Raw genomic sequence first — 25074 nt, forward strand, 5'->3', positions numbered from 1 at the left:
GTATGCAATTAAATAAAATTATGATTATTTTAATTAATTGAACTATGCTACTCCCTACTCTCTGTAGCAACCTGTGCCTTTGCCACATCCATGAGATTAGGCTATCAAAAGAATAAAATACTCATTAACTAAAATATAGTGTATCTAGCTTTTCCCTGTTGCTTGGCTCGATACATAGCGATATCAGCATCTCGAATCAGGGCTGCTGGGTCTTCATAGCGACTACAACTTAATGCAATACCAATGCTGGCTGTAGTAAATATCAGATGTCCTTTGAGGTTTAGTGGTATTTTTAAAGCATCTTGAATACGTTTAGCAACGTTGGTAGGATCGTTAACATCTTTAATATCTTCTAAAAGAACCGTAAACTCGTCGCCACCAAATCGTGCTACAGTATCGCCACTACGTAAACATGACTCTAAGCGTCTGGCAACCTCTATTAAAAAATCATCGCCTATTATATGACCGAAGCGATCGTTAATTTGCTTAAAGCCATCTAAGTCTACAAACAAAACTGCAAAATAATAATCGCTTCTACGTTTGCTACGTTCAAATGCTTGCCTCAAACGATCCAGAAATAAAACGCGATTTGGTAATTCCGTCAGCCCATCATAAAAAGCATTGCGGAGCAGTTGCGCCTCTGTCTGCTTGCGTTTGGATATTTCTTGAAAAACTAAAACTGTGCCAGTAATATTACCATTATTGTCCTTGATAGGGGCAACATGATCTTCTATAGGGATTTTTGTGCCATCTTTAGCAATCAGCATACAGTTTTCCTGTAGATTTAAAGCCTCACCCCCTTCCATTACGGATCTAGCTAAATTTTTGATCGCTTCTTCCACATTTTTATCAACCAAGCTAACAACTTCGACTAAATCTTTGCCAAACGCTTCATCTTGCTTCCAACCTGTAAGCTTTTCTGCTACCGGATTCATCATTTGAATACAACCATTTGTGTATGTAGCAATTACTGCACAACCCATACTGTTGATAATTGCTGCCAACTTCTGTTTCTCTTCTTGTAATTTCTTTTCGAGTTGGTGTTTGTACAGAGCCATTTCAACAGCAATGTATAAGTCTCTTTCAATAAATGGTTTGGTAATGTAGCTAAAAGGCTCACTGAGACGGTGTTTATGTAAATATGTATATTCGGAATGTTCTGTTAGATATAAAACAGGCACACGGAAATGGTTGCGGATAATATCTGCTACTTGTTCACCATCAATTTCACCAGCTAAACATATATCAATCAATACTAAATGTGGACTAGTTTCTGCTACCTTTTTTATTGCTTCTTCGCCTGAATTCGTGATTTCTGGAACAGAATAACCTAGCCTCTGTAAGCTTTTTCTAATATTTGAGGCTTGGATTTTCTCATCCTCAACAACTAGGATTTTGCGTGCCAGCATATTAAAATTGCCTGTTTGCTAAGGTTCAGATACTGTTATCAGTGACTATTCAGTCTGAAAGTCAATAATATTATCATAATCAATCTCTAACTAGATATCCTCTTGCTTAACTAAAATACTGAGTAGTTATTAACTTGTTATGTTATTTGCTGACTGTATCCTCTTCGTTTGTTAAAGCATATTTGATAATTATAGACGGTTACTATCAAGTTACTAATTACCATATAAGTTACTTATAAAGTAAAGCTAAGTTTCTGGGCAGATGAAATAATTCTTTTCATTACTAGTTCAATAATCACGTAAATTGATTCAATATCAAGCCTCTGACAATGAGTTAATTAAATTACATTAATAAAATAAGTATTTGCATATAAATTTAAGAGTAAGTGCTGCTGGCATTGGCTAAAATTAGTGACAGTTAGAGTATTTTTAGGTATAAATTTTAATTCACTACTTAAAAAAAACAATGCGGCTTGTAATTGTAATAAAGAATAACTGATGCTAATTATCCTAAATTGAAATACAAATGGAATGCTTAGTAGGGACATATAGCGATATCCTACCACCCACGTCTATGTATATGTAGCTGCCTTTTACAGAATAAATATAATACTATTTTGATGGTATAAGAAAACTAGTTATTTAGTATAAAGAGTGCATAACATAAGTGAACAAGTATAAATAAACGCTAATATAAATCATATGGTTAATGATGAAAAACCATTTTATCTTAAGTTTTAAACTATGACCTAGCTAGGATGTGATAAATATGTTTATTTATAACCAGTTAATTAGAAACTATTTATGGCTCATGGTTAATAGTCAGTTAGAAATTCCATATTTGGAAAATGTGCAACTTAAACATACATCAGCAGATAAGTTGATTTTTATAGCTTTTTGAGAACGAGCGTTTGGTGGGGAGAAAATAGTAAGTTAATGTATTTCCTATGGATTTGGAAGATAAGCAATCACAGAAAAAATCTTATTTATCCGATACTTCCAGTCTGTAGGTAAATTTCCTTTCCCCCCCACTTGTTTATAGGTAGGTTTTGGAGGAAAAGTACTAGTAGTCTGTTAAATAAAAATCGATAAATATACGCTGTCTGTAGTAGGCGCTTCAACGCTAAAGTGCGTACTACAAACCTATCAAATCAAACTTTACAGAATACTAGTACTGTTAGGCAGAATTAAAAAGCTTCGAAGGGAAACTTTTCAGCAATTTTGAATGGTATCTTTATTTGCACCGTTGTGTACTAGTACCGCTACGCGGAATTCGTAACGATGCTCCGCCCCGCTGCACTAACGTAATTCGTAATTACGTTTTCACAAAGGTTTCAGGCATTCTCAATGGATGGTTTATTTACACCGTGCTGTACTAGTGTCTTCAAAGATCAGACTTAGTTCTAGTCACTTCAATGCTAATTTTGCCGCCAAAGTCTGGAATGGGTGCAGCGGGTTTGCTCAAAGTGACTTGGACTTGTGTGATGCGATCGCTTTCTTGGAGAATAGAATCTGCGATCGTGCTGACTAACCGTTCCACCAACACAAACTTGGATGTCTTTACCAAATGTTGCACCAAGCTAATGACACTGCGATAATCTAGAGTGTCTTCAATTGCGTCAGTCTTGGCAGCAGTAGAGATATCGAGCCACAACTTCACATCGACCTCAAACCATTGTCCAAGTACCTTTTCTTCAGGCAGATACCCAGTATAGCCATAGCAGCGAATTCCCGTAACATGAATAAAGTCCATAAGAGTTTGAAAGCGAATTTTGCATTTTGGATTTTAAGATTGTCTTATAGCTCTATTGGATTTGATGGTAATTGCCTTTAAAAATGTTAATCAACTTTGGGCTTATATTTTAACGGAGACGTTAAAGCGCCTGGGATTGACTTGTGCCGTTATTTGTCCTGGTTCACGTTCTACACCCTTAGCCGTCGCCTTTGCCCAGCAAGCACCTGAGATTGAAGCAATTTCTGTTCTCGATGAACGTTCTGCCGCCTTTTTTGCCTTGGGACAAGCAAAAGCCACTGGACTTCCTGTGGTACTTGTTTGCACCTCTGGCACAGCAGGGGCGAATTTTTACCCAGCCTTAATTGAAGCCAAAGAAAGTCGCGTACCACTTTTGGTGTTAACAGGCGATAGACCACAAGAATTACGAAATTGTCACTCTGGGCAAACTATAGACCAGTGGAAATTATATGGTACTTACCCAAACTGGCAAGCAGAGTTAGCTTTACCTTCCTCAGAAATGGGAATGCTAGCTTATCTACGGCAAACAATAATTCATGGGTGGGAGCGATCGCAAACTCCCACAAGGGGGCCAGTCCATCTGAATATTCCCTTTCGCGATCCTCTTGCGCCTGTTCCTGATGCAAAGACGTTTCATGAAACGCCTCTACAATTATTGCAGTCACAGTTTCAGCCAGAAGAGTTTTTTGCTGGAATAACAAGTACCACCCAATTCTCGATTTCCAATTCCCGATTTCCTGTCCCTGAAGAATGGCAGCAATGCGATCGCGGCATTATCATCGCTGGCGTTGCCCAACCGCAGCAGCCACAAGAATATGTAAAAGCGATCGCTCAACTTTCCCAAAATCTCAAATGGCCAGTACTAGCTGAGGGACTCTCCCCTGTAAGAAATTATGCTGACCTCAACCCTTATTTAATTTCCACCTATGACCTGATTTTGCGAAATCATCAATTAGCAAAGCAGCTAGCGCCCAAAATGGTAATTCAGGTGGGTGAAATGCCTACAAGTAAAGAACTGCGTACCTGGATAGATGCAACTCAACCGCGACGTTGGGTAATTGACCCCAGTGACCAAAACCTTGACCCCCTTCACGGTAAGACAACTCACCTGCGGATTGGTATAGAAGAATTGGGGAGTGGGGGAGAAACTGATTCTTCTTTCCTCTGCTCTTCTGACTATCTACAACTGTGGTGTGCAGCAGAAAAGCAAGTTAGGGCAGCTGTTAACCACACATTGGAGACAATGGAGGAGTTATTTGAAGGGAAAGCCGCTTGGTTGCTGTCTCAGTTACTACCGCCTTTGACTCCATTATTTATTGCCAATAGTATGCCTGTGCGGGATGTGGAATTTTTCTGGCAATCGAATAATTCAGGTGTGCGATCGTATTTTAACCGTGGTGCAAATGGCATTGATGGTACATTATCCACTGCTTTGGGAATTGCCCATCGCCATCAAAGTAGTGTGATGTTAACTGGAGATTTAGCGCTGTTGCACGACACCAATGGTTTTTTAATCCGTAACAAATTTGTTGGGCATCTGACAATAGTGTTAATTAACAATAATGGCGGTGGGATTTTTGAAATGTTACCCATTGCCAAGTTTGACCCACTCTTTGAAGAATTTTTTGGTACTCCACAGGATATTGATTTCGCCCAGTTGTGCGCTACTTACGGTGTAGAACATGAAGTGATGACTTCTTGGGAGCAGTTAAAGCAAAGATTAAATCCATTGCCAAACAAAGGGATTAGGGTTTTGGAGTTGCAGACCAATCGCAAAAAAGATGCCAAATGGCGACAAGAAAATTTGGCAAAGTTTGCAGTATATGGTGGAGTTAAATAAGCGATCGCACAAAAACTTCTGCTAAAAGTAAAAGCCTTTATAGATAATTTCTCTGTCCATTAATATTTTGACTCCTCAAAAAATTGTTTAATCCCATACTCAGTATCCTATTGGATCTAGACAAGAATTGTAGTTTCCTTTTTTACTTGCTTTATACAATTTTACGCAATACCTGATACAAATAATAGTTTTCTAATTCTTTATTTGAAAGACAATAATAATTTAATTATGTCCTAATTTTTCTGTGAATAACTAGTTTTAAAATGAAAAATTTAAATTTAATTTAGTTGAAAACTAGATTGATCATCTAGAATATAAAAGTCAAATCAACCGCTAATTTAAAGAATAAAACTATGGCTGAAATAGTAATTTCCGACTTACACCTTATTGATGTGGGTAAAATTCAGAATGTTCTGGATACAGTACAAGCGAAGACTATATTGGGTGGCTTTCCTTATATTTATATATTCACTATTAATGATGGCGGCATAAACACCGTATCAGATACAATTGAAGGTGCATACAATGTTCACGATAACAGGTTTTCTAGTATAGACTTTTCAAGGTCAATTCGCAATTGGGTCTATGCTTAATTACTGAGAATTAATGAGGTTGTGTTGCAATGAGTCACAGGTAGAGTTTCTAACATCCCTACAGAGAAGCAACAAAGCAGATTGGATAAAAGACTAGTACGTAAACTTTTCTGAAAATAGGGTAGCTTTTAAGAATTTAGACGTATTAACTCAAAAGCTAAATATGTGTAAAACATCGTAGTAACTACCTACAGACAACCTTTACAGTTTTATCAGCCTCTCATGAGTATCCACTGGTTTGCAGAGGTTTACCAACTTGTAAAAAATGGTGTTGGAATTCTCTTGGCAGCGCTTGCTCATTAAATAAACCAAACCAGAAAGTACTATGCCGATAGTGCGATCGCTTTAATTATTGGAGGCGTTCTCCACAACTTTGTTAGCTTATTTATTGGCAATTACGCCTTACTAAAGTTGCACAGCTGTTTATAACCTGACCTAGAAATTAAGACAATGACTAAAATAGTAATTTCTGACTTACATCCTAGTGATACGAAGACATTTTTGTATGACCTAAATTCAGTACAAAATGATGCTATATTGGGAAGTATTTTTAAAAATTTATTGGGTGATTATCCCAATCTTCAGTTAACTACCATTCAGGATGGTGTAAATAATACATCATCTACATATCATAGCCCCTTTGGTTTCTATGATAACAAGATTCTTACTATAGATTTTTCAAGATTAACTATCAATTTGATAGTGTTAATTTGAATTTTTATGTCATCAAGTGATGCTGCATAAACCTTTGGATAAGGAAAATACATCAATAGGTACATTTTGGCTTTCGTAGAGACGTGCGAATAGATTTTTATATCTATTCGCAAATTTTTTATTGTTTACTCAATTAATAGTTAATAATAGTTTGCTTATCTTCAATGCTTAAATATATAGTAAGCCTATTTGATTTGTAACAATTCGCTATCTAGATCCCCGACTTCTCAAAGAAGTCGGGGATCTAACTTTTCACGAATGATTTAAGCTCACTAGAGATTAAAACTATTCATTAACTCTACAGTTGGGTGAATCGAAAGGTTTTCCCAAAAGGGCGATCGCTAAAAACAGCGTAATTTATGATACTGCGTACTCCGTAGTCAATCGAAAAGTGAAAAAACTGACAACTGACAAAGAACTTACGATAAAATTCTCAGGTTCTCAAATCCTGTACCTGAGCAATGCAAATCAACTGGCAAACCGCCAAAACCTACGAAGACATCCTGTATCACAAAACTGACGGCATTGCTAAAATTACAATCAACCGCCCCCATAAGCGCAATGCTTTCCGTCCCCAGACAGTATTTGAACTATGTGATGCTTTTTGTGACGCCCGTGAAGATACTAGTATTGGCGTCGTACTATTTACGGGTGCTGGCCCGCATACTGATGGCAAATATGCCTTTTGTGCTGGTGGCGATCAAAGTGTGCGGGGACAAGCTGGTTATGTGGACGATGCTGGTATCCCCCGCTTAAATGTGCTGGACTTACAGCGGCTGATTCGTTCCATGCCGAAAGTGGTAATTGCTTTAGTAGCTGGATATGCTATTGGTGGTGGTCATGTTCTGCATTTGATTTGTGACCTAACAATCGCTGCTGATAATGCCATTTTCGGACAGACTGGGCCGAAAGTTGGCAGTTTCGACGGCGGTTTTGGCGCGAGTTATCTTGCTCGCGTTGTCGGACAAAAAAAGGCGCGAGAAATTTGGTTTCTCTGCCGTCAATATGATGCACAACAAGCCTTGGATATGGGTTTAGTTAATTGTGTTGTTCCAGTAGATAAACTAGAAGTTGAAGGTATTCAATGGGCGCAAGAGATTTTAGACAAAAGTCCGATTGCGATTCGGTGTCTCAAAGCCGCATTCAATGCTGATTGTGACGGACAAGCCGGTTTACAAGAACTAGCTGGAAATGCCACCCTACTCTATTACATGACAGAGGAAGGATCTGAAGGAAAACAAGCATTTCTTGAGAAGCGTCCACCGAATTTTCGCGCCTTCCCTTGGTTACCTTAGAATTGCAAAAATCGCACCCTTTTAACGGGGTGCGATTTTTGAAGATGAAACGTTTACAGCACGAGAAATCTTAAAAGCAAATATTATTTTTAGCAGACTATAAAACTCTTCCAGTAATAATGGATCATTAAATAAGCACTGCCTTAGTTTTTATCTCTTCAGAGGCGCAGATGGTTGTTTCCTCTACAGGAGTAATAGCAGTATTGTCTAAATCTGAACTTAGAGAATGAGAAGAAGCTAAAACTGGTGTTGCATCTGGCAAAGTCCAAGAATCTTCCAAAGTCTCCCAAGAAGGCGCAAAAGGTGGGAGCGCTAAAGAGCAAGCTTTCCAAGTTGCTTGCACTGGCGCTCCCAACTGCTGACAAGTTCCACCACGGCGACCCTCTGGCTGGTAATGACGGCAATATCGACAGGCAGATGCTAAAAATTTAATGGGTTTCATTTGGGTTCATCTTTAGTGCCGTTTTTGGCTGATTTTCACCCTTATATTTTCCTTCTATATATAAAGACTGATTAGAGGCAAAAAGCTGTTATTTGACATAGGTTCTAGCGATCCCGACGAAAAAATAAATTTTAGAATATTTTTATATTGTTGTTATATTTTTAAATATTCTCTAGAGTGTAACAGTACGAATCTTGGCTAAAACTTATTAGGGATCAATGTTAAAAGTAAAAGTTTCTATTCTGGCAACCGTTTAGCTTCTTCCTTAAGGGTAGCTTAGGGCAGGACTTAGAGCGTAATTTGTCTGCTTTACCTAGCATTAGTTGAGCATTTTAACAAAAAATTAGGATGTGTCTCAAGAATTAGAACTCTTTTCTACCACTGCGGCAAGTTACTTCAGTATAAATTCTGTTCAAGGAATAATTGCTAAACTGTTTTTTCCGTTAATTTGGACAGAATTTATATAAAGTACTGTCTTGTTTGTTGAGATCCTTGGAGTGAAAGCAAGCTAACTCTCTAGGAATAAGCATTAGTACCTTCTGCTGAATTAATTATATCTAGCAAAAACGAAGAGTTAGTTCTCTACCACCTCTTTGCGCTCTCCACTCAAAAGCTATGACTTCCATATTTGTTAATGTTTGCAAAACCACGAACATCAAAAGATTGTCAAAATTAGGCTAGATTGTGAATTAGACAAAAATATCTTTACTTTTATTGCAAAAATTTCAATTCTATTGAGCATATTTCACAACGGCATGAGGATTTGACCGTTCAATTCAGCCTATTGTTCCAAATCCTCCGTAAAGATGTAATTTATGAAGGCAAAAATCTAACAATTATTTTGATAATCGTTTAGCAGTACAAAAAGCACAGACATCCCAGCGATCAAGTTCCCCAGGTGGAGTAGGGCTTTGGCACTGAGGACAAAGTGGTAAACCATGCGATCGCGCTTGCATTGTCCTTGCCCAATGTCCAAACGCAGCATTCGCATCCTGAATAGTGGGTGTAGCATCAGGGCGGTGACTAATCTCATCACCAAGGTAACTCGGATGCTCTTGCGGCAAAACTGTTTGTTGCTGTTTTCTCTCCCTAGATGAATCCTGCCAACCAGCAGTAGAAAAACGAATATCAACTAAAGGTGTTGGCAGCTTTTGATTTAGCTTTAAAAGCAACGACGAGCGCCCAAAAGTCAGGTTTTGCGCCCAAGCAGCACTAGAAGTTGCTACCCACAAAACATCGCGTTGAATTGATAATGGTCGAGTATGTGAGGCAACCACTGGATCAACCACTTCAGCCCAACATTTGAGCAGGCGTTGAAATGGTTGCTCCTGCCATTTAGCCTGCTTTTGTAAAATGCTTAAAATACCATTAACTGATTTTAACGACATCTTTAAGGTGCTGAGTACTGACTTTTTGCTGAGCTTCAGCTTCGAGGCTATCATTTACTTTGTTGTAAATGATAGTTCATGAGTCTCTATCTATTAGATAATTTTCGCTAGTATTGGCACAAAAGTATCTAAAGTTAATCCAGCAGTCTACGTTTGCGGCACAGAGGCAATGACTCAAAACCCCCTGAACGATTCCAGTACTCAATCGCCTAAAACACCTGGGCTGAAGCCAGCACTAGCGTCAGCACTAGCGAGCTTAGAGGTGCAGCTAGATCAAGAATTAGCTCGATACCGACGCGCGCGAACTGGTTTCAGGATACCGAAGCAACCCCCTGTGGGAAGTTACATCAGCGGTAAATCTCAGCAATTACCCCTCATTTCTACGACATCGGCCAAAACTCAGCCAGCAGTAGCGGTAATCAAAACCAATCCACCACTTGCATCTATACCTGTAAATTCTCAACGAAATTCAATACCAGCTACAGTTAAAAATGACACATCATCAGCATATTTAACCGTGAATTCTCAGGCAAGCCCAGATCCAACTACAGCCAAAAGCGCGTCATCTGTATCTCTAACCGTGAATTCTCAGCCAAACCCAGCACTAGCGATAACCAAGACTGAGGAACTGGATAAACTCAAACTGTCCTCCATTACCGAGCCTGTGAAAACACAGATTCCACCACCCCCGCCCTCTCCCAACTCAGGCAGTATCGTCCCAGCAGCCATTAAGGCTACAAAGAGCCAAAATCTCTTACAGCCGGATAGCGCCCCCAAGCAGCCAGATGACTATTTAGAATCTAGTGAAGCACTACTGCGAAGTCTGACAGAAGAACAACTAGAAACGAAGAAGCCAAGCAATTCTGGCGATAGTCTACTATCACCTTTGGGTATCGGCTCTATGTTGCTACTGTTATTAGCGAGTCTGACCTTGGGCTACGTGGTGTTTAATCCTAAAACTTTGCCACAGTTGAATCTTAGCAAGTTATTTAACAGCGATTCGTCTCTTAAAACAGAAAATACTCAGCAAGTTGAAACTAATACCGAACCTCAATCCCAGCCACAGATCACGTCTATACCCAAGTATCCCAATCTAGCCGCTAAAGAATTTCCTGAAGTAAGAGATCCTAATGATGTAGTTGGCTTAAAGCCCAAAGCCCAACCAACTCCCATAACAGCAGCTAATCCAATCCCTAACCAAAATCTCAGAAATCCTCAAGCAGTATTGCCCAACCCGATTACAGCTCCAAACCCGACAGATCCTACAGCTATTACACCAGTAGTACCAGGACAACCCTTGCCTCCCTTAAATTTGCCTCCAACCTCAACGGCAACAACTTCGCCTCAGCCAAATGAAACCCCAGCACAGCCGATTGCAGAAATCAAACCAGGAGCAGATGGGTTTTATCATGTAGTTACAGACAATCAAGGCAAGCGCGCTTTAGCTTCAGCACGAAAAATAATTCCCGATGCCTATTTATCACCTGACAAAAAATATATTTATCTAGGTGCTGTAAAAACTCCAGAACAATTAGAAAGACAGTTGCGACTGCTAGAGTCAAAGGGAATTAAAGCAAGGGTTGAGGAGCCATAAGTTGTAAAAATCTACGATACCATGAGATAACAGTCCTGAGTTGTGAGCCATGAGTGCTGAGTCAAGTCAAGGCTCATGGCTGCATTCAGCACTGAGTACTCATAACTTAGCATTCAGCAATCAAAACTTAGCAAGAAGTTGGAGTGGGGGCTTACTGCGCTCTCAACTTTGGTGACTCAGCACTACTCAGCACTGAGTTTCGTGAATGGAGAACCGACATGGAATCGATGAAGCGTATCATGCGGGTGATTCGCGCTAATCTCAACAGTTTGATGAGCAGTGCAGAAGATCCAGAAAAGATTCTGGAACAAACAGTGATGGAGATGCAGCAGAATTTGGTGCAACTGCGGCAAGGGGTAGCACAAGCGATCGCTACCCAAAAACGTACTGAACGACAAGCTGCGGCTGCTCAGTCTCAATCAGAAGAATGGTATCGCCGCGCCCAACTAGCACTGCAACAAGAGAACGAAGTTTTAGCAAGAGAAGCTTTGACTAAGCGCCAAGCTTACAAAGAAACTACTACAGCCCTATCTACTCAGATAGAGCAGCAAAACGAGATAGTAGCTAGGCTAAAAAAGGATATGCGGACGCTAGAGTTAAAAATTGCGGAAGCGAAAACCAAAAAAGATATGTACATTGCCCGCGCCCGTTCTGCTGAAGCTTCTTATCGCCTCCAGGAAATGCTTGGTGGAGTTTCTGCCAGCAGCAGTCTAAGTGCCTTTGAGCGGATGGAAGAAAAAGTTTCACAGATAGAAGCTAAATCAGAAGCGATTGCTCAACTTGATAGCGACAAGTTGGAAACACAATTTGCCTCCCTAGAATCTACTAATAATGTTGATGCCGAATTGGCAGCAATGAAGGTGGAGGTTTTAAATGAGGCAGAAAAACAGCATGACAGCCGCCTGACTGAGGGCAACCAGAGTCCGGTGCTGCCGAGTCAACAGCAATTACCTAAAACTCAAGAATCTTGATGTTCTGTTACTTACCGCAGTTTGGACATATCTTTAGAAATAAGAGTCGTTGGGAGGTTCCGATCTAAACCGAAAAGATTACATTGAAATAAGTAGCTATTAATTAAGTAAAAAAAGCTAACTGTCTAACAAAGCGCGTAAACCACAGAAGGAAAAACAAAGTTATGGGATTATTTGATCGCATTAGGCGAGTAGTTAGTGCTAATCTCAACGACCTGGTTAATAAGGCAGAAGATCCCGAAAAAATGCTAGAACAAGCCATCCTGGAAATGCAGGAAGACTTGGTACAGCTGCGTCAGGGAGTTGCCCAGGCGATCGCAGCCCAAAAACGCAGCGAGAAACAGTACAATGATGCCCAAAATGAAATCAATAAGTGGCAACGCAATGCTCAACTGGCACTGCAAAAAGGTGATGAAAACCTAGCACGACAAGCTCTAGAGCGCAAAAAGACTTACACTGAAACCAGTACTGCACTCAAAGCTAGCCTAGATCAGCAAAGCACTCAAGTTGAAACCCTCAAGCGCAGCTTAATCCAGCTGGAAAGCAAGATTTCTGAAGCCAAAACCAAGAAAGAAATGCTCAAAGCTCGGATCACCACTGCTAAAGCCCAAGAGCAACTCCAAGGCATGGTGAGTGGGATGAATACTAGTAGTGCTATGGCTGCCTTTGAGCGAATGGAAGAAAAAGTCTTGATGCAAGAAGCCCGCGCCCAGTCAGCAGGAGAGTTAGCAGGTGCAGATTTAGAAAGTCAATTTGCACGGTTGGAATCTAGTAGTGATGTTGATGATGAATTGGCTGCTTTAAAAGCATCTCTCGCCCCTGCAAGTCCCCCAAATCAACCCCAACTGCCCCCGCAGCAACAAACCACCCCTGCTAAATCAAATGAAGTGGTTGATGCCGAATTGGATTCACTACGCAAGCAATTGGATCAAATGTAATTTTGGCAGAAAACTTATTTGAGTTAGTCCCACGCCTTTTGGTTGTGGGATTTCACATCAAAGGCCAAGAGTCAAAAGGAGCCACTGCGGTGAACCAGTGCTGCGGGAGGGTTTCCCTCCGCAGGTGACTGGTGTTAGCGCAGCGTTAGCGACGCAGGAGCGTCACCCGAAGGGTCTTCTCCCAAAGGGAGAGGCTAGCGCCTTCTCTACGAGAAGGGGTTTTTCAATGTGGAGTGGCGTTCAAGAGTCAATATTTAGACTTTGGACTTTGGACTCTTGACTACTTTGGGATAGAGTATTTTGTGTGCCAACTTTGATCGACACCACCAAAGGGAGACTGCAATGAGTAAGGCTGTAATCACCATAACTGATGCTGAGTTTGAAACCGAAGTGTTGAAAGCCGAGCAGCCTGTATTAGTTTACTTTTGGGCTTCTTGGTGCGGGCCTTGTCAATTGATGCCGCCAGTGATTAATTCAGCTGTTGCGAAATATAGCGATCGCCTCAAAGTGGTTAAAATGGAAATCGACCCTAACCCACTTACTGTTAAACAGTACCAAGTAGAAGGCGTACCAGCTCTGAGGCTAATTCAAGGCGAGAAACTTTTGATATCTACTGAAGGAGTCATTAGTAAAGAAAAATTACTCAGCCTTTTAGATGAACACTTAGATAGTAATTAATCAAAAATCCAGAGTCACAAGTCCTAAGTCAATAGCCAAAGTTTAAATATTATATTGACTCTTGACTCTTGACTCTTGTACAGACGCGTAGACGCAGGGAGTGCGGCTTCTCGTAAGAGTATAATCGCGTCTCTACTGACTGACCCTTGACCCTTGACTAAAATGCAATTTGCAAAGCGTTTAGAATCCCTGCAATCGAATGTATTTGCTGATATGGACAGAGCCAAAGCAGTGGCTCTGGCAAATGGACGGCAGTTAATTGATCTGTCGCTGGGGTCTTCTGATTTACCAGCCGAGCCACACGTCATTGAGGCGATCGCTCAGTCTCTTCATGATCACAGTACCCACGGTTACTTGCTGTTTCACGGAACCCAAGGATTTCGTCAAGCCGCAGCCGACTGGTACAAACAAAAATTTGGTATCAAAGTCGATCCTCAAACTGAGGTGCTGCCTTTAATTGGTTCTCAAGAAGGCACAGCTCATTTACCGCTAGCATTGCTCAATCCTGGAGATTTTGCCCTGTTACTTGATCCAGGCTACCCCTCCCATGCTGGAGGAGTATACTTAGCCAGTGGTCAAATTTACCCAATGCCACTACGAGCAGAAAACGGCTTTTTACCTGTCTTTGCCGATATTCCTGCCCCCGTCCTAGCTCAGTCGCGGATGATGGTATTAAGCTATCCTCACAATCCCACAGCAGCGATCGCTCCTTTATCTTTTTTCCAAGAAGCTGTGTGCTTCTGTCAGCAACACAATCTCGTCTTGGTTCACGATTTCCCCTACGTAGATTTAGTATTTGAGGAGAGTGGGGACTGGGCAATAAATTCTTCTCAGTACCCAGTACCCAATACCCAGTCCCTAGTCCCTTCAGTTCTGCAAGCTGACCCAGATAAAAGCGTCTCAATTGAATTTTTCACCCTTTCTAAGTCTTATAATATGGGCGGTTTCCGCATCGGCTACGCCATCGGTAATGCCCAGTTAATTAACGCCTTGCGTCAGGTAAAAGCAGCTGTAGATTTTAATCAGTATCGGGGAATTTTGAATGGTGCGATCGCGGCCTTGACTGGGCCTCAAGCTGGGGTACAATCTGCTGTCGCTACCTTCCGCCAACGCCGCGATACCTTCACTACTGCTTTGCATCGCATTGGTTGGGATGTTTCAACCCCCAAGGCCACAATGTACATCTGGGCAAAGCTGCCTTCTCCTTGGAGTCAAAAATCTGTAGAATTTTGTACCCAACTAGTGAAACAGACTGGTGTAGCTGCTTCCCCAGGTGCTGGCTTTGGGAAATCTGGAGAAGGATACGTCCGTTTTGCTTTGGTGCATGAACCACCTTTGTTAGAAACTGCTGTAGAGAGAATTGCCCAGTTTCTAAATTGAATATCTTCCTAAAGTAAAAGCCAAAAATTTTTTACGACAATCAGTGCATTAATGCTCGGAAGTCCAGAATAGACAGCATTAGCATTAACCGTTGTTTCTGCCTTATCTTGCTATCAACCTAACCTCTGCGTCACCACAGCAGTTCGATTTCAACCCTCAATTCACTACAGCTTTTACAAAACTTGCTTGTTACGTAATTATACGTGTCAGAGTTAATGTGTTTTGGCAACTACCTTATTTACTTGACTATGTAATTACACGCTTAAAAATGCAAAAATATTCGTCATATTTTCATTGACAATCTCAAGTAACTTTACCCAATCAAGTCTCTCTGTCTCCTAAACTGGGTTTGTACGCTTAGCTACCAAACATGGCTAACAATGCAGGCTGCACCTTCAAGCAGTCGTATTGCAAAAAGCCCGTAGTCAAGGCAGCCAAACCTTAGAAGCGGCAGTATTTATAAACCTAGCTCCCAAACTGATAGAGACTTGAAAAAAATGAAAATAACTTTTCAGAAACTTGTAATTGGTGCCTCAATGGCTATTGGTGTGAGCGCGATCGCCACTATACCAGCACAAGCTGGCACGCTCACAGGCGCTACTATTGGTGGAACCGCAGCCAGTGATTATTTAGTCTATGATTCTAACGGTACAAATACTTTTGCCGTACCCAATTCCCAGATAAATGTCCAAAAAGTCCTAGATGGCAGCGCTGTCAACCCTACTGGAAATGTAGAATTAGCTGCTAGTAGTGAAAAAGCAGGCTTTAATTTCAGCAAGAACACCACTTTACAAGGGCAAATTGGTGGCAAAGATATTACTCTTAGCAGCTTAACCGCGTCCGACTGGACTAGTTCTTACCAAGGAACAACTTTTGGTCAGTATTGGTTTAATCAGGCTTTAACTTTCAACGGTTTCGGTAGTTCTGTTGGAACAAGCATAGGTCAAGGTTTATTTGCTAGCTTTGTCAACCAAGGCGGCTTTCAACGCTTCAGTGACCCTAATGTTTCATACGTAAACCAAAATGATAGTACTGGTTTAATCAGTATTGGGTTAGCAGGTCACTACAATGCAGCATCATTGTTAGGGCTTCAGCCTAATCCACTAAATCCATTACAAGCAAGTGAAATTGTCAAATACACCTATAACGGCGTAACTGACTACCTATTCAGCTTTAAAGCTACCAAGTCAGGTTTAACTGAACTTAGCGATGGTATATCGCATAGCGGTAACTATGAAGTCAGCATCAAAGGTGTACTTCCCACAGCAGTACCAGAACCTTCAGTCGTACTTGGTTTGATAGGTGTGGCTGGTGTCTTTGTTACGCAACGGAAATTAAAAAAAGCATCTACTTAAGACTGCGGATTCAATGCCACAATAACAAAGGGAGTTAATAGCTCCCTTTTTTCATAAATACATTCTTGCTACTATAAAATTACTTGTCTTTTAGGTTATACCAATTCACGGAAATCTTAATACATATAGAAAAATAATTGTAGTTGAACCGAGTTAAACCCAACAAAAGCAAAGTTTTTTAGAGTTGGGTTAGGTTGCTTAAATGCCATTCATACACCGCTTGCTTGAATTCTGATAACCAAAGCAACACAGTGGCTTCTTCAGCCGGGAAACCATGCACAGCAGTTTCACATGGGGAGCTACTCCGCCTTTGTGACAATACCCAAATTGTTAGCCTTGGTCTCCGATAGGAGAAAGGAAGTGGCGTGGAACCACCCCACTTAACGCCAGTTGCTACCCTGCTTTCTTCTTTTTCCGGTTTATTTGCACAAACATTTATAGCAGAATTCTGAAGTAAAACAGGCTTTATGCCAGGGTTTGAGACTTCATCTGTGTACTTCACCAACTTGAGATTCGCTGTAATTTTCTATTTAGTATCCTGAATGTTTAATCTTGACTTAGATGATAGGTAGCAATGACAGCAAATTTATTTACTATCAATCAACACTTACAACAACATGAAGTGAGACGAGTTTTACTCATTGAAGATAATGATGTCAATAGGATGTTGTTGAGCGATTATCTCAGTTACTACGGATACGATGTACAAAGCTTGTCAAAAGGTTCTAGTTTTTTTGCAACTGTAGAGACATTTCAGCCGGAGTTAATGTTATTAGACTTAAAATTACCAGATATTGACGGTTATTCACTATTAGAACAAATTCAGCAAAGACCAGATATTTCTAAGATACCAATCATTGTAGTTTCAGGCTTTGCTTTTAAAGCAGATCAAGAAAGAGCTATGGGTTTGGGTGCACGTCACTATTTTGTTAAACCTATAAATCTCCAGAAACTAATTATTCGAATTGAACAAGAGTTTACTTATCGCTAGATCATATAAATTATCAGTTCCTTTGTTAGCATATTGTTTATTGTGCTTTTTCCTCTACAATAAACTCCTCTACAGTCTCACTAATATATTGCACATAATTCCCAACTTCTGAAATTTTCATTTGTACTTGTGCTAATAACAAAGCTGCTGCTTGCAGTTCGTTAAGTGTTTGATCCATAGTTTCTCTGTACTGGGATTCAAATTCTTGTAAATTCATTGCTAGATTGTGATATTAAATAAACGTGAGTTCGACAAACCTCTCCCTGCCTTGAACTAAAGTTCAAGTCTGTCCCTCTCCGACTCGGAGAGGGACGGTTTTGAATAGTAAAACCAGGGAGAAGTTTCTTTATTAAGCTAATTAGGCGCTTACTACATGAGCTATCGAACTCACGTTAAATAAGTCTAAAAGTTACAATTCCTATCATAATTATAAATTTATTTTTCTCAATCCGTTAATTTGCTTAACATTAAAAACCTGATTAAAAATACCATCTAGCCTTTGTTACAAAACGAATAAAAAAATATTTCATAATAAATATATTAACTATGACTTTAGCTAAATATTAAAGCAAAAATTGTATTAAGATACTTAGTTTGTTTCAATAATTTTTAAATAAAAAATAAGTTTTTGTAGTTAAATAACTATTATGAAATTCTCATGTAAACAGTGAGATAAAATATTAAGCTTATATCTGATTTCAAAGCTAGTGATTTGCTTTTATTAAGTGAGAGTTTAAAGAACTTAAAAAGACGGAAGTGTAAATTAGTGATATCAAAAATGTATAAATGTGCTAATTCGAACTAAGCACATTTTATAATACCAGAGGATTAAGTAGAAAATTGATGTGCAACACCGTCTGTTCTTAATATTTACTTGATCAATGCTTTGCGAAATCGGCATAAAAAAATAATTTTTCTTAAAATAGAGAAAGATTACCTAAGTCTGGTTGTGACAATATCCTCTGAAACACTTCCACTGCTTAAAGATCCAGAAAGACTGGAAAGCCGTCTAGCTGAAATTCCGCCGGAACCGGGGGTCTATTTTATGCGGGACACGAACGATCGCATTATCTATATCGGTAAGTCACGCAAATTGCGATCGCGTGTTCGTTCCTATTTCCGGGATGGCTACAACAAAAGTGAACGCATAGCGACAATGGCAAAGCAGGTGACAGAAATTGAATTCATCGTCACCGATACAGAAGCAGAAGCCTTAGCACTAGAAGCAAACTTAATTAAGCAACACCAGCCCTACTTTAACGTACTGCTCAAGGATGATAAAAAATATCCCTATGTCTGCATTACCTGGTCAGAAGACTATCCTCGGATTTTCATCACCCGCAAACGCCAATTAGGGAAAGAAAAGGATAAATTTTACGGCCCTTATACTGATGCTGGCCTGTTACGAGAAATTTTACGAATTAGTAAGCGGATATTTGCGCTGCGACAACGACCTCAACCGCTATTCAAAGACCGTCCCTGCTTGAATTATGATTTGGGGCGTTGTCCTGGTGTATGTCAACAGCTGATTTCACCGGAAGAATATCGCAAAACTGTGCAGAAGGTGGCGATGGTATTCCAAGGTCGGACTCAGGAACTGATTGATATTTTGACAGAACAAATGCAAAAATCCGCAGAGGCGCTGAACTTTGAGTCAGCAGCGCGGATTCGTGACCAAATTGCTGGGTTAAAATCGCTGAATGCTGAGCAAAAAGTTTCCTTACCAGATGATACAGTGTCGCGGGATGCGATCGCCCTGGCAGCTGATGAACAACACGCTTGCATTCAATTATTCCAGATTCGGGCTGGGCAATTAGTAGGACGCTTGGCATTTGTCGCGGACACTCACGCAGAACCAGGAGCGATTTTACAACGAGCTTTAGAAGAACATTATCAAACTGCTGACTCAGTAGAAATACCAGCAGAGATTTTGGTACAACATGAGTTACCAGATACGGAAATATTGGCGGATGTCTTGACTGGGCGTAAGGGAAGAAAAGTCACAATTTTGGCTCCTCAGCGACAAACCAAGGCAGAATTAATTGAGATGGTAGAGCGAAATGCTCAGTATGAATTGCAAAGAATGCAAAAATTGGGCGATCGCAACCAACAAGCAATGCAAGATTTAGCTACTATTCTCGATTTACCCGACTTACCTCACCGCATCGAAGGTTACGATATTTCCCATATTCAAGGCTCAAATGCTGTAGCTTCTCAAGTCGTGTTTGTTGATGGCTTACCCGCTAAACAATACTATCGCCACTATAAAATTAAAAATCCGACTGTGACAGCAGGACACTCAGATGATTTTGCCAGTCTTGCTGAAGTCATTCAACGTCGGTTTCGCAAGTATGGCGCTAGTGAGGCGGGAACAGATTTGCAAATGCAACGCTTAGATAATCCTGACTGGCCTGACTTAATCATGATTGATGGTGGTAAAGGTCAGTTATCATCAGTTGTGGCTGTTTTGCAGGAGATGAACTTATTAGAAGACTTGCGAGTTGTGAGTTTGGCAAAGCAGCGAGAAGAGATTTTTTTACCGGGAGAGTCTAAACCTCTAACAACTGATGCAGAACAACCAGGGGTGCAATTGTTGAGACGGTTGCGAGATGAAGCACATAGGTTTGCGGTGAGTTTCCATCGCCAGCAACGCAGTGACAAGTTGAAGCGATCGCGTTTAGATGAAATTCCTGGATTAGGACACCATCGACAAAAGCAGCTCTTGGGGCATTTTCGCTCAGTTGACTACATTCGGCAAGCAACACCTGCACAACTAGCTGAAGTTTCGGGAATTGGGCCACGTTTAGCTCAAGAAATTTACGATTATTTTCATCCCGCTTGAGTTTGCTTTGGAGAACAACCACTCTACAAGAACTCTTCCAACAAGCGCCACCAAGTGAAGCAGCTGAGCGCTAGACATGAAAAGTTTGAAGAGTCAGGATAACTACAACAGGTCTCAGAACCCTAACTTATTAAATAAGTAGGGGTTCTTACTATTCGCTAATGATTGAGGAGTAAGTTTTAATTGAAGCATATTGGCTTATGACTACTGGAATTTGGGTGTCTTTCATGAACTTGAGAGTCGCTTTGATATAAACCGTGGGTAAATATGAATTAAATATTAAGAGCAAAATTTGGTTACTAAAGATACAGTTTTTGCCAAGGTTTAACTTTTCAATATAAAAACGCCTTTTTTAATTGAAAAGAGCCTAAATAAAGCTATCTCAAGGGATTAATAGTGGGGATCACTTAGTCTCTAAGCAGCATTAGTTTAAAAAATCAATTTTTATATCTCAAGTAGGATGGTAAACTAACATAACTATCAGGATAATATGTAAAGAATTCGAGAAAATTTGAAAGCTAAAATTTTGTTTAAGATAATCAGCTAATATCAAAGCTGTTTGTTAAGTTGAGTCGACCCAGAATTTTTTCTGGTTTGAGTTGGGTTTTTCAAATAAAAAATAGTTACTACCAGGGGTTATAAAATGCAGACAGTACAAAAAATTTACTGCCCAAATTGCGGCTGCCAAGCTGAACGTTATTATATTTCTGATAGACAATTAACTCGGACTCAATGCCCAAGTTGTGATTACTTAATGATCAGTTGCACTCTCACAGGTAGGGTCATTGAGGCTTATGCACCCGGTATTTATGCACACAGCTAGCAATTAAAAATTGGGTAATCTTTCTCTAATGTTTAATAGAGTGATTTAAAAATCTGTATAGTAATCCTATTTGATTTGTAAAAATTGAAAAGTTAAGATTCCCAACCTCTTAGAGAAGTTGGGAATCTTGTCTTTAGAAATAATTTAGGAGCGCTATAATACAGCGATTCTCATTTGGATGAGGAAAGATAGTACAACGTACTGCCATACTAATCTAATACAAATTCTTTAAAATCCGGCAAAAGATTTAAACTCTGAAACCCAGATTTAATCTGGGTTTACTAATTACAAATTGGTATACATAAGCGAAAAGTAGAGAATCAAAACCTGTAGTAGTATCGCTCCTCATAGGGAATTATGAACACTCTACAAGTTATTTTGTCTTCTCAATTGTTGCTGTTGCTGATTAAATTGCTGCTGTTGTCTGAGTTGTTGCTGTTGCTGATTAAATTGCTGCTGTCTGAGTTGTTGCTGTTGTATTCTCAGTTGTTGCTGTTGTCTAAATTGTTCCTGTTGTAGTCTTGTTTGTTGCTGTTGTAGATTAAATTGTTGCTGGCGTATGAGTTCTTGTTGTTGTCGATTAAATTGTTGCTGTTGTTGCCTCATTTGTACTTGTAGTCGTGGTTGTTGAAAGTTTAACCGCAGCCACGATTCCTGAAGTTGCTGTTGTCTTTGCAGATTTTGCTGTTGTTGTTGTAGTCTCATTCTTTCTTCAAGTGATTGTGGCTGCTGGGGATTTGTCTGAATTATTTGTGCATGGGCAGGAGAATTCATCAGCAAAGCTTGTGCAAGAATAATAAATAGTGCCGATGCTTTTACCATCAAGGAGTAATTCAACATAGAGTTATTTCCTCAATTGTTTTGAGTTAAGTTAAAGGTTTTAATAATTTTTTGACAAGACGCAGCATAAAATGTGCGATCACCAGAAAGTGATAAACAACATTTTGGTTTATTTATAATTAAGTATTTATTAAAACTATTACAAAAGTCATTTATCCCAAGTTTCAAAGACAGAAATCTAAAGACATAATATTCTGTATACTGGCTTATATCCTTGTAAAACAACGATTTTTGGAGCGGTTTATTAAGTTAACTAAGTGAAAGAAGTTTAACTATTACTTGCTCTAAGTTGTCCACAAGCAGCATCGGCTTCTAAACCACGAGAGTAGCGGATGCTAACAGCAATTTGTTGTTCCTTAAGAATTTTGTCAAAAGCTTCAATACGATCGCGGTTGGGGCGTTTGTAATCTACTTCTTGAATTGGGTTATAAGGAATCAAATTCACATGAGTTTGAAACCCTCGGAGGCGTTTTGCCAATTCTAATGCGTGTTCTGGGAAATCGTTCACACCAGCAAGCAGAACGTATTCAAAAGTAACGCGACGTCCAGTAATTTCTACATATTCCCGGCATTCAGCTAGTAAATCTTCTATTGGGTAAGCGCGGGCGCTGGGGATGAGTTGTTCTCTTAGTGCTTGATTGGGGGCATGGAGACTAACAGCAAGAGTGATTTGCAGATGGTGTTGCGCTAATTCACGGATGCGATCGCGAATGCCAACAGTTGAGACAGTGAGCGATCGTTGTCCAATACCAACATCTTGATTTAAGGATTTCAAGGCTGCTAGTACATTTTCAGTATTCAACAACGGTTCACCTAGTCCCATAAACACGACATTGCTAACTCGTTGCTGAAAATCTTCTTGGACAGTCAACACCTGATCGACAATTTCATGTCGTGCTAAGTTACGCTTGTAGCCTCCTTTACCAGTAGCGCAGAAATCACACGCCATTGGGCAACCTACCTGAGTAGAGACGCAAACTGTCAAACGGGATTTAGAACTTTCTCCCTTGACTCCAAAACTGGGGATACCAACAGTTTCTATAATTTGCCCGTCTGCAAGTTGCAGTAGATATTTGACAGTGTGATCGCGGGCAACAGAACGGTAGTGTAAAGTTGAGCGCCCTACCGGAATTTCTGCAACTTCTGCACGCCAACTCTTGGGAAAGACAGAAATATCAGATAGCGATCGCACCCCTTTGTCATAGATCCAATCATGCAGCTGCTTTCCTCTATAAGCAGGCTGTCCATACTGCTGTACCCAAGTAGTTAACTCGGCAACCGAAGCGCCTAGTAAAGAGGGAGTTAATTCTGATTTTTTGGCGTTGAGTGAGTCAACCTGAGATGCAAGAGGTGTAGCAGACATAACGAATCATAAAATGATGCTGGATCTCTATCGTACACCTGCTAAATCAATTTGGTCTTAACTCTGTAGGTCTAACTAATGGGAATGTCAATCCAGAAATCTGTTCTCTTGCCAAATGTAATAAGCATCAGCTAAGTATTTTTGGCAATTTTTATCTACCACAAGTCAATTTAAGAAGAATCTAGGAGTCAGAATGAATAAGTGGCGGGTTAAAATCTCCCACTTATTCATTCACCAGCGATGCTCTGAGTTTCGGCTGCACTCAGCACAAGTCCCCTCAACTATCGCCAATCGTTGTGTCGCACAGAATTCAACACTGAGCGCAGTCGAAGTGTTGAAGCTGAGCGTAGCCGAAGCTTCAATTCTGAATCCTGACTCCTGAATTCTATTTAGATAAAATTTAGCACTGTGTTCGTTAGCTAATGCTTCTGATATTCAAGTTTCTAACGATTGCATCTGTCTAAGGGGAATCTCAATAATAAACTCTGCCCCCTGCCCAGGCGCAGATATACACTGGATTCGCCCACCATGCTTTTTTACTACTATTTGGTAGCTGATAGATAATCCTAAACCTGTGCCTTGTCCTACAGGTTTAGTTGTAAAAAAGGGGTCAAATAATTTAGCCTTAACTTCCTCCGTCATTCCTAAACCATTATCTTTAATGCTGATCATCACGTGCCGTTGATTTTTCACTTGCGTGCGGATGGTAATGCATTTAGATTGTTTGATAATTCCTTGTTTTGCTTGCTCCTTTTCCTGCTGGCGTATAGCATCAATTGCATTACTTAAAATATTCATAAATACCTGATTTATTTGTCCTGCATAACATTCCACAGGAGGCAAATCACTATATTCTTTAATAATTTCAATTGGCTGATAATCAGATTTTTCCTTAAGGCTATGTTGTAAAATTAATAATGTGCTATCAATACCTTGATGAATATCAACAGGTTTCATTCCAGCTTCATCAAGTCGTGAAAAATTACGTAAATTTAGTACAATTTCGTATATTCGATTGGCTCCAACTTCTATTGAAGATAAAATTTTTGTCAGATCATCTATAATAAATTTGACATCATTCTTATTAGAAAGCGCTTCAATTTGCGGGTGAGGCTGAGGATAAAATTCTTGGTAGAGATGAATTAAAGTCAGTAAATCTTGAGTGTATTCTTTAAGATATTTAATGTTGCCATAGATAAAATTCACTGGGTTATTAATTTCGTGAGCAATACCAGCAACTAATTGACCAAGACTAGACATTTTTTCAGTTTGAATCAGTTGAGATTGGGTCTGTTGCAACTCATAAAGAGTATTTTCTAACTGTTGCGCTTGTGTTTTGGCAGTCTGAGCCAGATGTTCTTGAACTTGTAACGCGTTCTTTAACTCTGTCTGTCGCTTAGTTAGTTCATCTGTTAATTTCTGGATATCCTCTAAAGCAGTGTTTTTAGCTTGGAGCAAAAAAATCAAGTCAACAGTTTGGTCGTGAATTGCAAAGTCTTTCAGCTTCAGACCACAGTTGGCTAAAGTTTCTGTATTATTTACCCAAATAGAGCAAAGGAAAAACATAATATCCTGCTCCTGGACATACATCATTTGCCCTTTGAGAATCATGCCATTGTGCAGGGATTCAAACAAAAATAAAGAGTTAATTCGTTTGGCGATCGCAATAAAATTAATCTGAATCTTGGGACGCAGAATCTGGAATTGCTGATCAATGAAGCTGTTGACTAAAGGTTCTGGGTGGATACGTTGTAAAACCTCCCCAACCTGTATGATTTTCTGCTCACGATTAAATACAATATGAAATGGAAAAGCTTTGGCGAACAAATGTGGTGGTAGACTCAATTGAGGAGAGTTCATTACTT

At 39.9% G+C, this 25074-nt stretch carries 22 protein-coding genes; 13 read left to right on the forward strand and 9 right to left on the reverse strand.

Annotated elements, in window-relative coordinates; genetic code table 11:
* Nucleotides 1–128 precede the first annotated feature (128 nt).
* Together WKK05_RS24005 and folB are read right to left on the reverse strand one after the other, a co-directional pair.
* Nucleotides 129–1409, reverse strand: coding sequence for a diguanylate cyclase (locus WKK05_RS24005; RefSeq protein WP_341525561.1), 1281 nt, complete (start codon nucleotides 1407–1409; stop codon nucleotides 129–131).
* A 1384-nt stretch (nucleotides 1410–2793) separates the two neighbouring features.
* Nucleotides 2794–3162 (reverse strand): dihydroneopterin aldolase, encoded by a 369-nt coding sequence (gene folB, locus WKK05_RS24010; protein ID WP_341525562.1) that lies wholly within the window; start codon nucleotides 3160–3162, stop codon nucleotides 2794–2796.
* A gap of 64 nt (nucleotides 3163–3226) precedes the next feature.
* Here folB and menD point away from each other — a divergent pair, with 64 nt between their 5' ends.
* The 3 genes from menD (at nucleotide 3227) to menB (ending at nucleotide 7604) form a co-directional block, all read left to right on the forward strand.
* Complete coding sequence (gene menD / locus WKK05_RS24015; protein ID WP_341525563.1) at nucleotides 3227–5002, forward strand: 2-succinyl-5-enolpyruvyl-6-hydroxy-3-cyclohexene-1-carboxylic-acid synthase; 1776 nt, start codon at nucleotides 3227–3229, stop codon at nucleotides 5000–5002.
* 353 nt (nucleotides 5003–5355) lie between these two features.
* Nucleotides 5356–5595, forward strand: a complete 240-nt coding sequence (locus WKK05_RS24020; RefSeq protein ID WP_341525564.1) for a hypothetical protein — start codon at nucleotides 5356–5358, stop codon at nucleotides 5593–5595.
* Nucleotides 5596–6770: 1175 nt separating this feature from the next.
* Nucleotides 6771–7604: a 1,4-dihydroxy-2-naphthoyl-CoA synthase gene (menB, locus tag WKK05_RS24025; RefSeq protein WP_341525565.1), complete on the forward strand. Its 834-nt coding sequence runs from the start codon at nucleotides 6771–6773 to the stop codon at nucleotides 7602–7604.
* A 127-nt stretch (nucleotides 7605–7731) separates the two neighbouring features.
* Here the strand turns inward: menB and WKK05_RS24030 are convergent, their stop codons facing one another.
* Nucleotides 7732–8046, reverse strand: coding sequence for a hypothetical protein (locus tag WKK05_RS24030; protein WP_341525566.1), 315 nt, complete (start codon nucleotides 8044–8046; stop codon nucleotides 7732–7734).
* Between the two features lie 836 nt (nucleotides 8047–8882).
* A complete protein-coding gene (locus WKK05_RS24035) occupies nucleotides 8883–9434 on the reverse strand; it encodes a DciA family protein (RefSeq protein ID WP_341525567.1) in 552 nt (183 codons plus the stop codon).
* Between the two features lie 169 nt (nucleotides 9435–9603).
* Between WKK05_RS24035 and WKK05_RS24040 the strand changes: the two genes are divergently transcribed.
* From WKK05_RS24040 to WKK05_RS24065, 6 genes are all read left to right on the forward strand, one after another.
* Entirely contained in the window at nucleotides 9604–11028 is a 1425-nt protein-coding gene (locus tag WKK05_RS24040) for a hypothetical protein (RefSeq protein ID WP_341525568.1), read from the forward strand.
* 218 nt (nucleotides 11029–11246) lie between these two features.
* A complete protein-coding gene (locus tag WKK05_RS24045) occupies nucleotides 11247–11999 on the forward strand; it encodes a PspA/IM30 family protein (RefSeq protein ID WP_341531175.1) in 753 nt (250 codons plus the stop codon).
* Between the two features lie 164 nt (nucleotides 12000–12163).
* The gene (locus WKK05_RS24050) at nucleotides 12164–12937 is read left to right on the forward strand and encodes a PspA/IM30 family protein (RefSeq protein WP_341525569.1); all 774 of its coding nucleotides are present in this window, start codon (nucleotides 12164–12166) and stop codon (nucleotides 12935–12937) included.
* 342 nt (nucleotides 12938–13279) lie between these two features.
* A complete protein-coding gene (locus WKK05_RS24055) occupies nucleotides 13280–13615 on the forward strand; it encodes a thioredoxin family protein (protein WP_341525570.1) in 336 nt (111 codons plus the stop codon).
* 162 nt (nucleotides 13616–13777) lie between these two features.
* Nucleotides 13778–14995: an LL-diaminopimelate aminotransferase gene (locus WKK05_RS24060; RefSeq protein ID WP_341531176.1), complete on the forward strand. Its 1218-nt coding sequence runs from the start codon at nucleotides 13778–13780 to the stop codon at nucleotides 14993–14995.
* Between the two features lie 497 nt (nucleotides 14996–15492).
* Nucleotides 15493–16350, forward strand: a complete 858-nt coding sequence (locus WKK05_RS24065; RefSeq protein WP_341525571.1) for an NF038130 family PEP-CTERM protein — start codon at nucleotides 15493–15495, stop codon at nucleotides 16348–16350.
* 178 nt (nucleotides 16351–16528) lie between these two features.
* Here the strand turns inward: WKK05_RS24065 and WKK05_RS24070 are convergent, their stop codons facing one another.
* Nucleotides 16529–16855, reverse strand: coding sequence for a hypothetical protein (locus WKK05_RS24070; protein WP_341525572.1), 327 nt, complete (start codon nucleotides 16853–16855; stop codon nucleotides 16529–16531).
* 69 nt (nucleotides 16856–16924) lie between these two features.
* Here WKK05_RS24070 and WKK05_RS24075 point away from each other — a divergent pair, with 69 nt between their 5' ends.
* The gene (locus tag WKK05_RS24075) at nucleotides 16925–17341 is read left to right on the forward strand and encodes a response regulator (protein ID WP_341525573.1); all 417 of its coding nucleotides are present in this window, start codon (nucleotides 16925–16927) and stop codon (nucleotides 17339–17341) included.
* 37 nt (nucleotides 17342–17378) lie between these two features.
* On the opposite strand, the gene WKK05_RS24080 is transcribed toward WKK05_RS24075, so the two are convergent.
* Nucleotides 17379–17558, reverse strand: a complete 180-nt coding sequence (locus WKK05_RS24080) for a hypothetical protein (protein WP_341525574.1) — start codon at nucleotides 17556–17558, stop codon at nucleotides 17379–17381.
* A gap of 732 nt (nucleotides 17559–18290) precedes the next feature.
* On the opposite strand from WKK05_RS24080, the gene uvrC reads away from it, so the two are divergent.
* Both uvrC and WKK05_RS24090 read left to right on the forward strand, forming a co-directional pair.
* On the forward strand, nucleotides 18291–20183 hold the full coding sequence (gene uvrC / locus WKK05_RS24085; protein ID WP_341525575.1) for an excinuclease ABC subunit UvrC: 1893 nt from the start codon (nucleotides 18291–18293) through the stop codon (nucleotides 20181–20183).
* A gap of 643 nt (nucleotides 20184–20826) precedes the next feature.
* Nucleotides 20827–21006 carry a replication restart DNA helicase PriA gene (locus tag WKK05_RS24090; protein ID WP_341525576.1) on the forward strand — a complete coding sequence of 60 codons (180 nt, stop codon included), beginning with the start codon at nucleotides 20827–20829 and terminating at the stop codon, nucleotides 21004–21006.
* A gap of 366 nt (nucleotides 21007–21372) precedes the next feature.
* On the opposite strand, the gene WKK05_RS24095 is transcribed toward WKK05_RS24090, so the two are convergent.
* Together WKK05_RS24095 and rlmN are read right to left on the reverse strand one after the other, a co-directional pair.
* Nucleotides 21373–21846 (reverse strand): hypothetical protein, encoded by a 474-nt coding sequence (locus WKK05_RS24095; RefSeq protein ID WP_341525577.1) that lies wholly within the window; start codon nucleotides 21844–21846, stop codon nucleotides 21373–21375.
* Between the two features lie 268 nt (nucleotides 21847–22114).
* The gene (rlmN, locus tag WKK05_RS24100) at nucleotides 22115–23209 is read right to left on the reverse strand and encodes a 23S rRNA (adenine(2503)-C(2))-methyltransferase RlmN (RefSeq protein WP_341525578.1); all 1095 of its coding nucleotides are present in this window, start codon (nucleotides 23207–23209) and stop codon (nucleotides 22115–22117) included.
* 193 nt (nucleotides 23210–23402) lie between these two features.
* Here rlmN and WKK05_RS24105 point away from each other — a divergent pair, with 193 nt between their 5' ends.
* Complete coding sequence (locus WKK05_RS24105; RefSeq protein WP_341525579.1) at nucleotides 23403–23591, forward strand: hypothetical protein; 189 nt, start codon at nucleotides 23403–23405, stop codon at nucleotides 23589–23591.
* 53 nt (nucleotides 23592–23644) lie between these two features.
* Here the strand turns inward: WKK05_RS24105 and WKK05_RS24110 are convergent, their stop codons facing one another.
* Nucleotides 23645–25069, reverse strand: coding sequence for an ATP-binding protein (locus WKK05_RS24110; protein ID WP_341525580.1), 1425 nt, complete (start codon nucleotides 25067–25069; stop codon nucleotides 23645–23647).
* Nucleotides 25070–25074: the final 5 nt, after the last annotated feature.

Origin of the sequence: Nostoc sp. UHCC 0302 (genome assembly GCF_038096175.1) — a bacterium.
In the GTDB taxonomy this organism is placed as follows: Bacteria; Cyanobacteriota; Cyanobacteriia; order Cyanobacteriales; family Nostocaceae; genus UHCC-0302.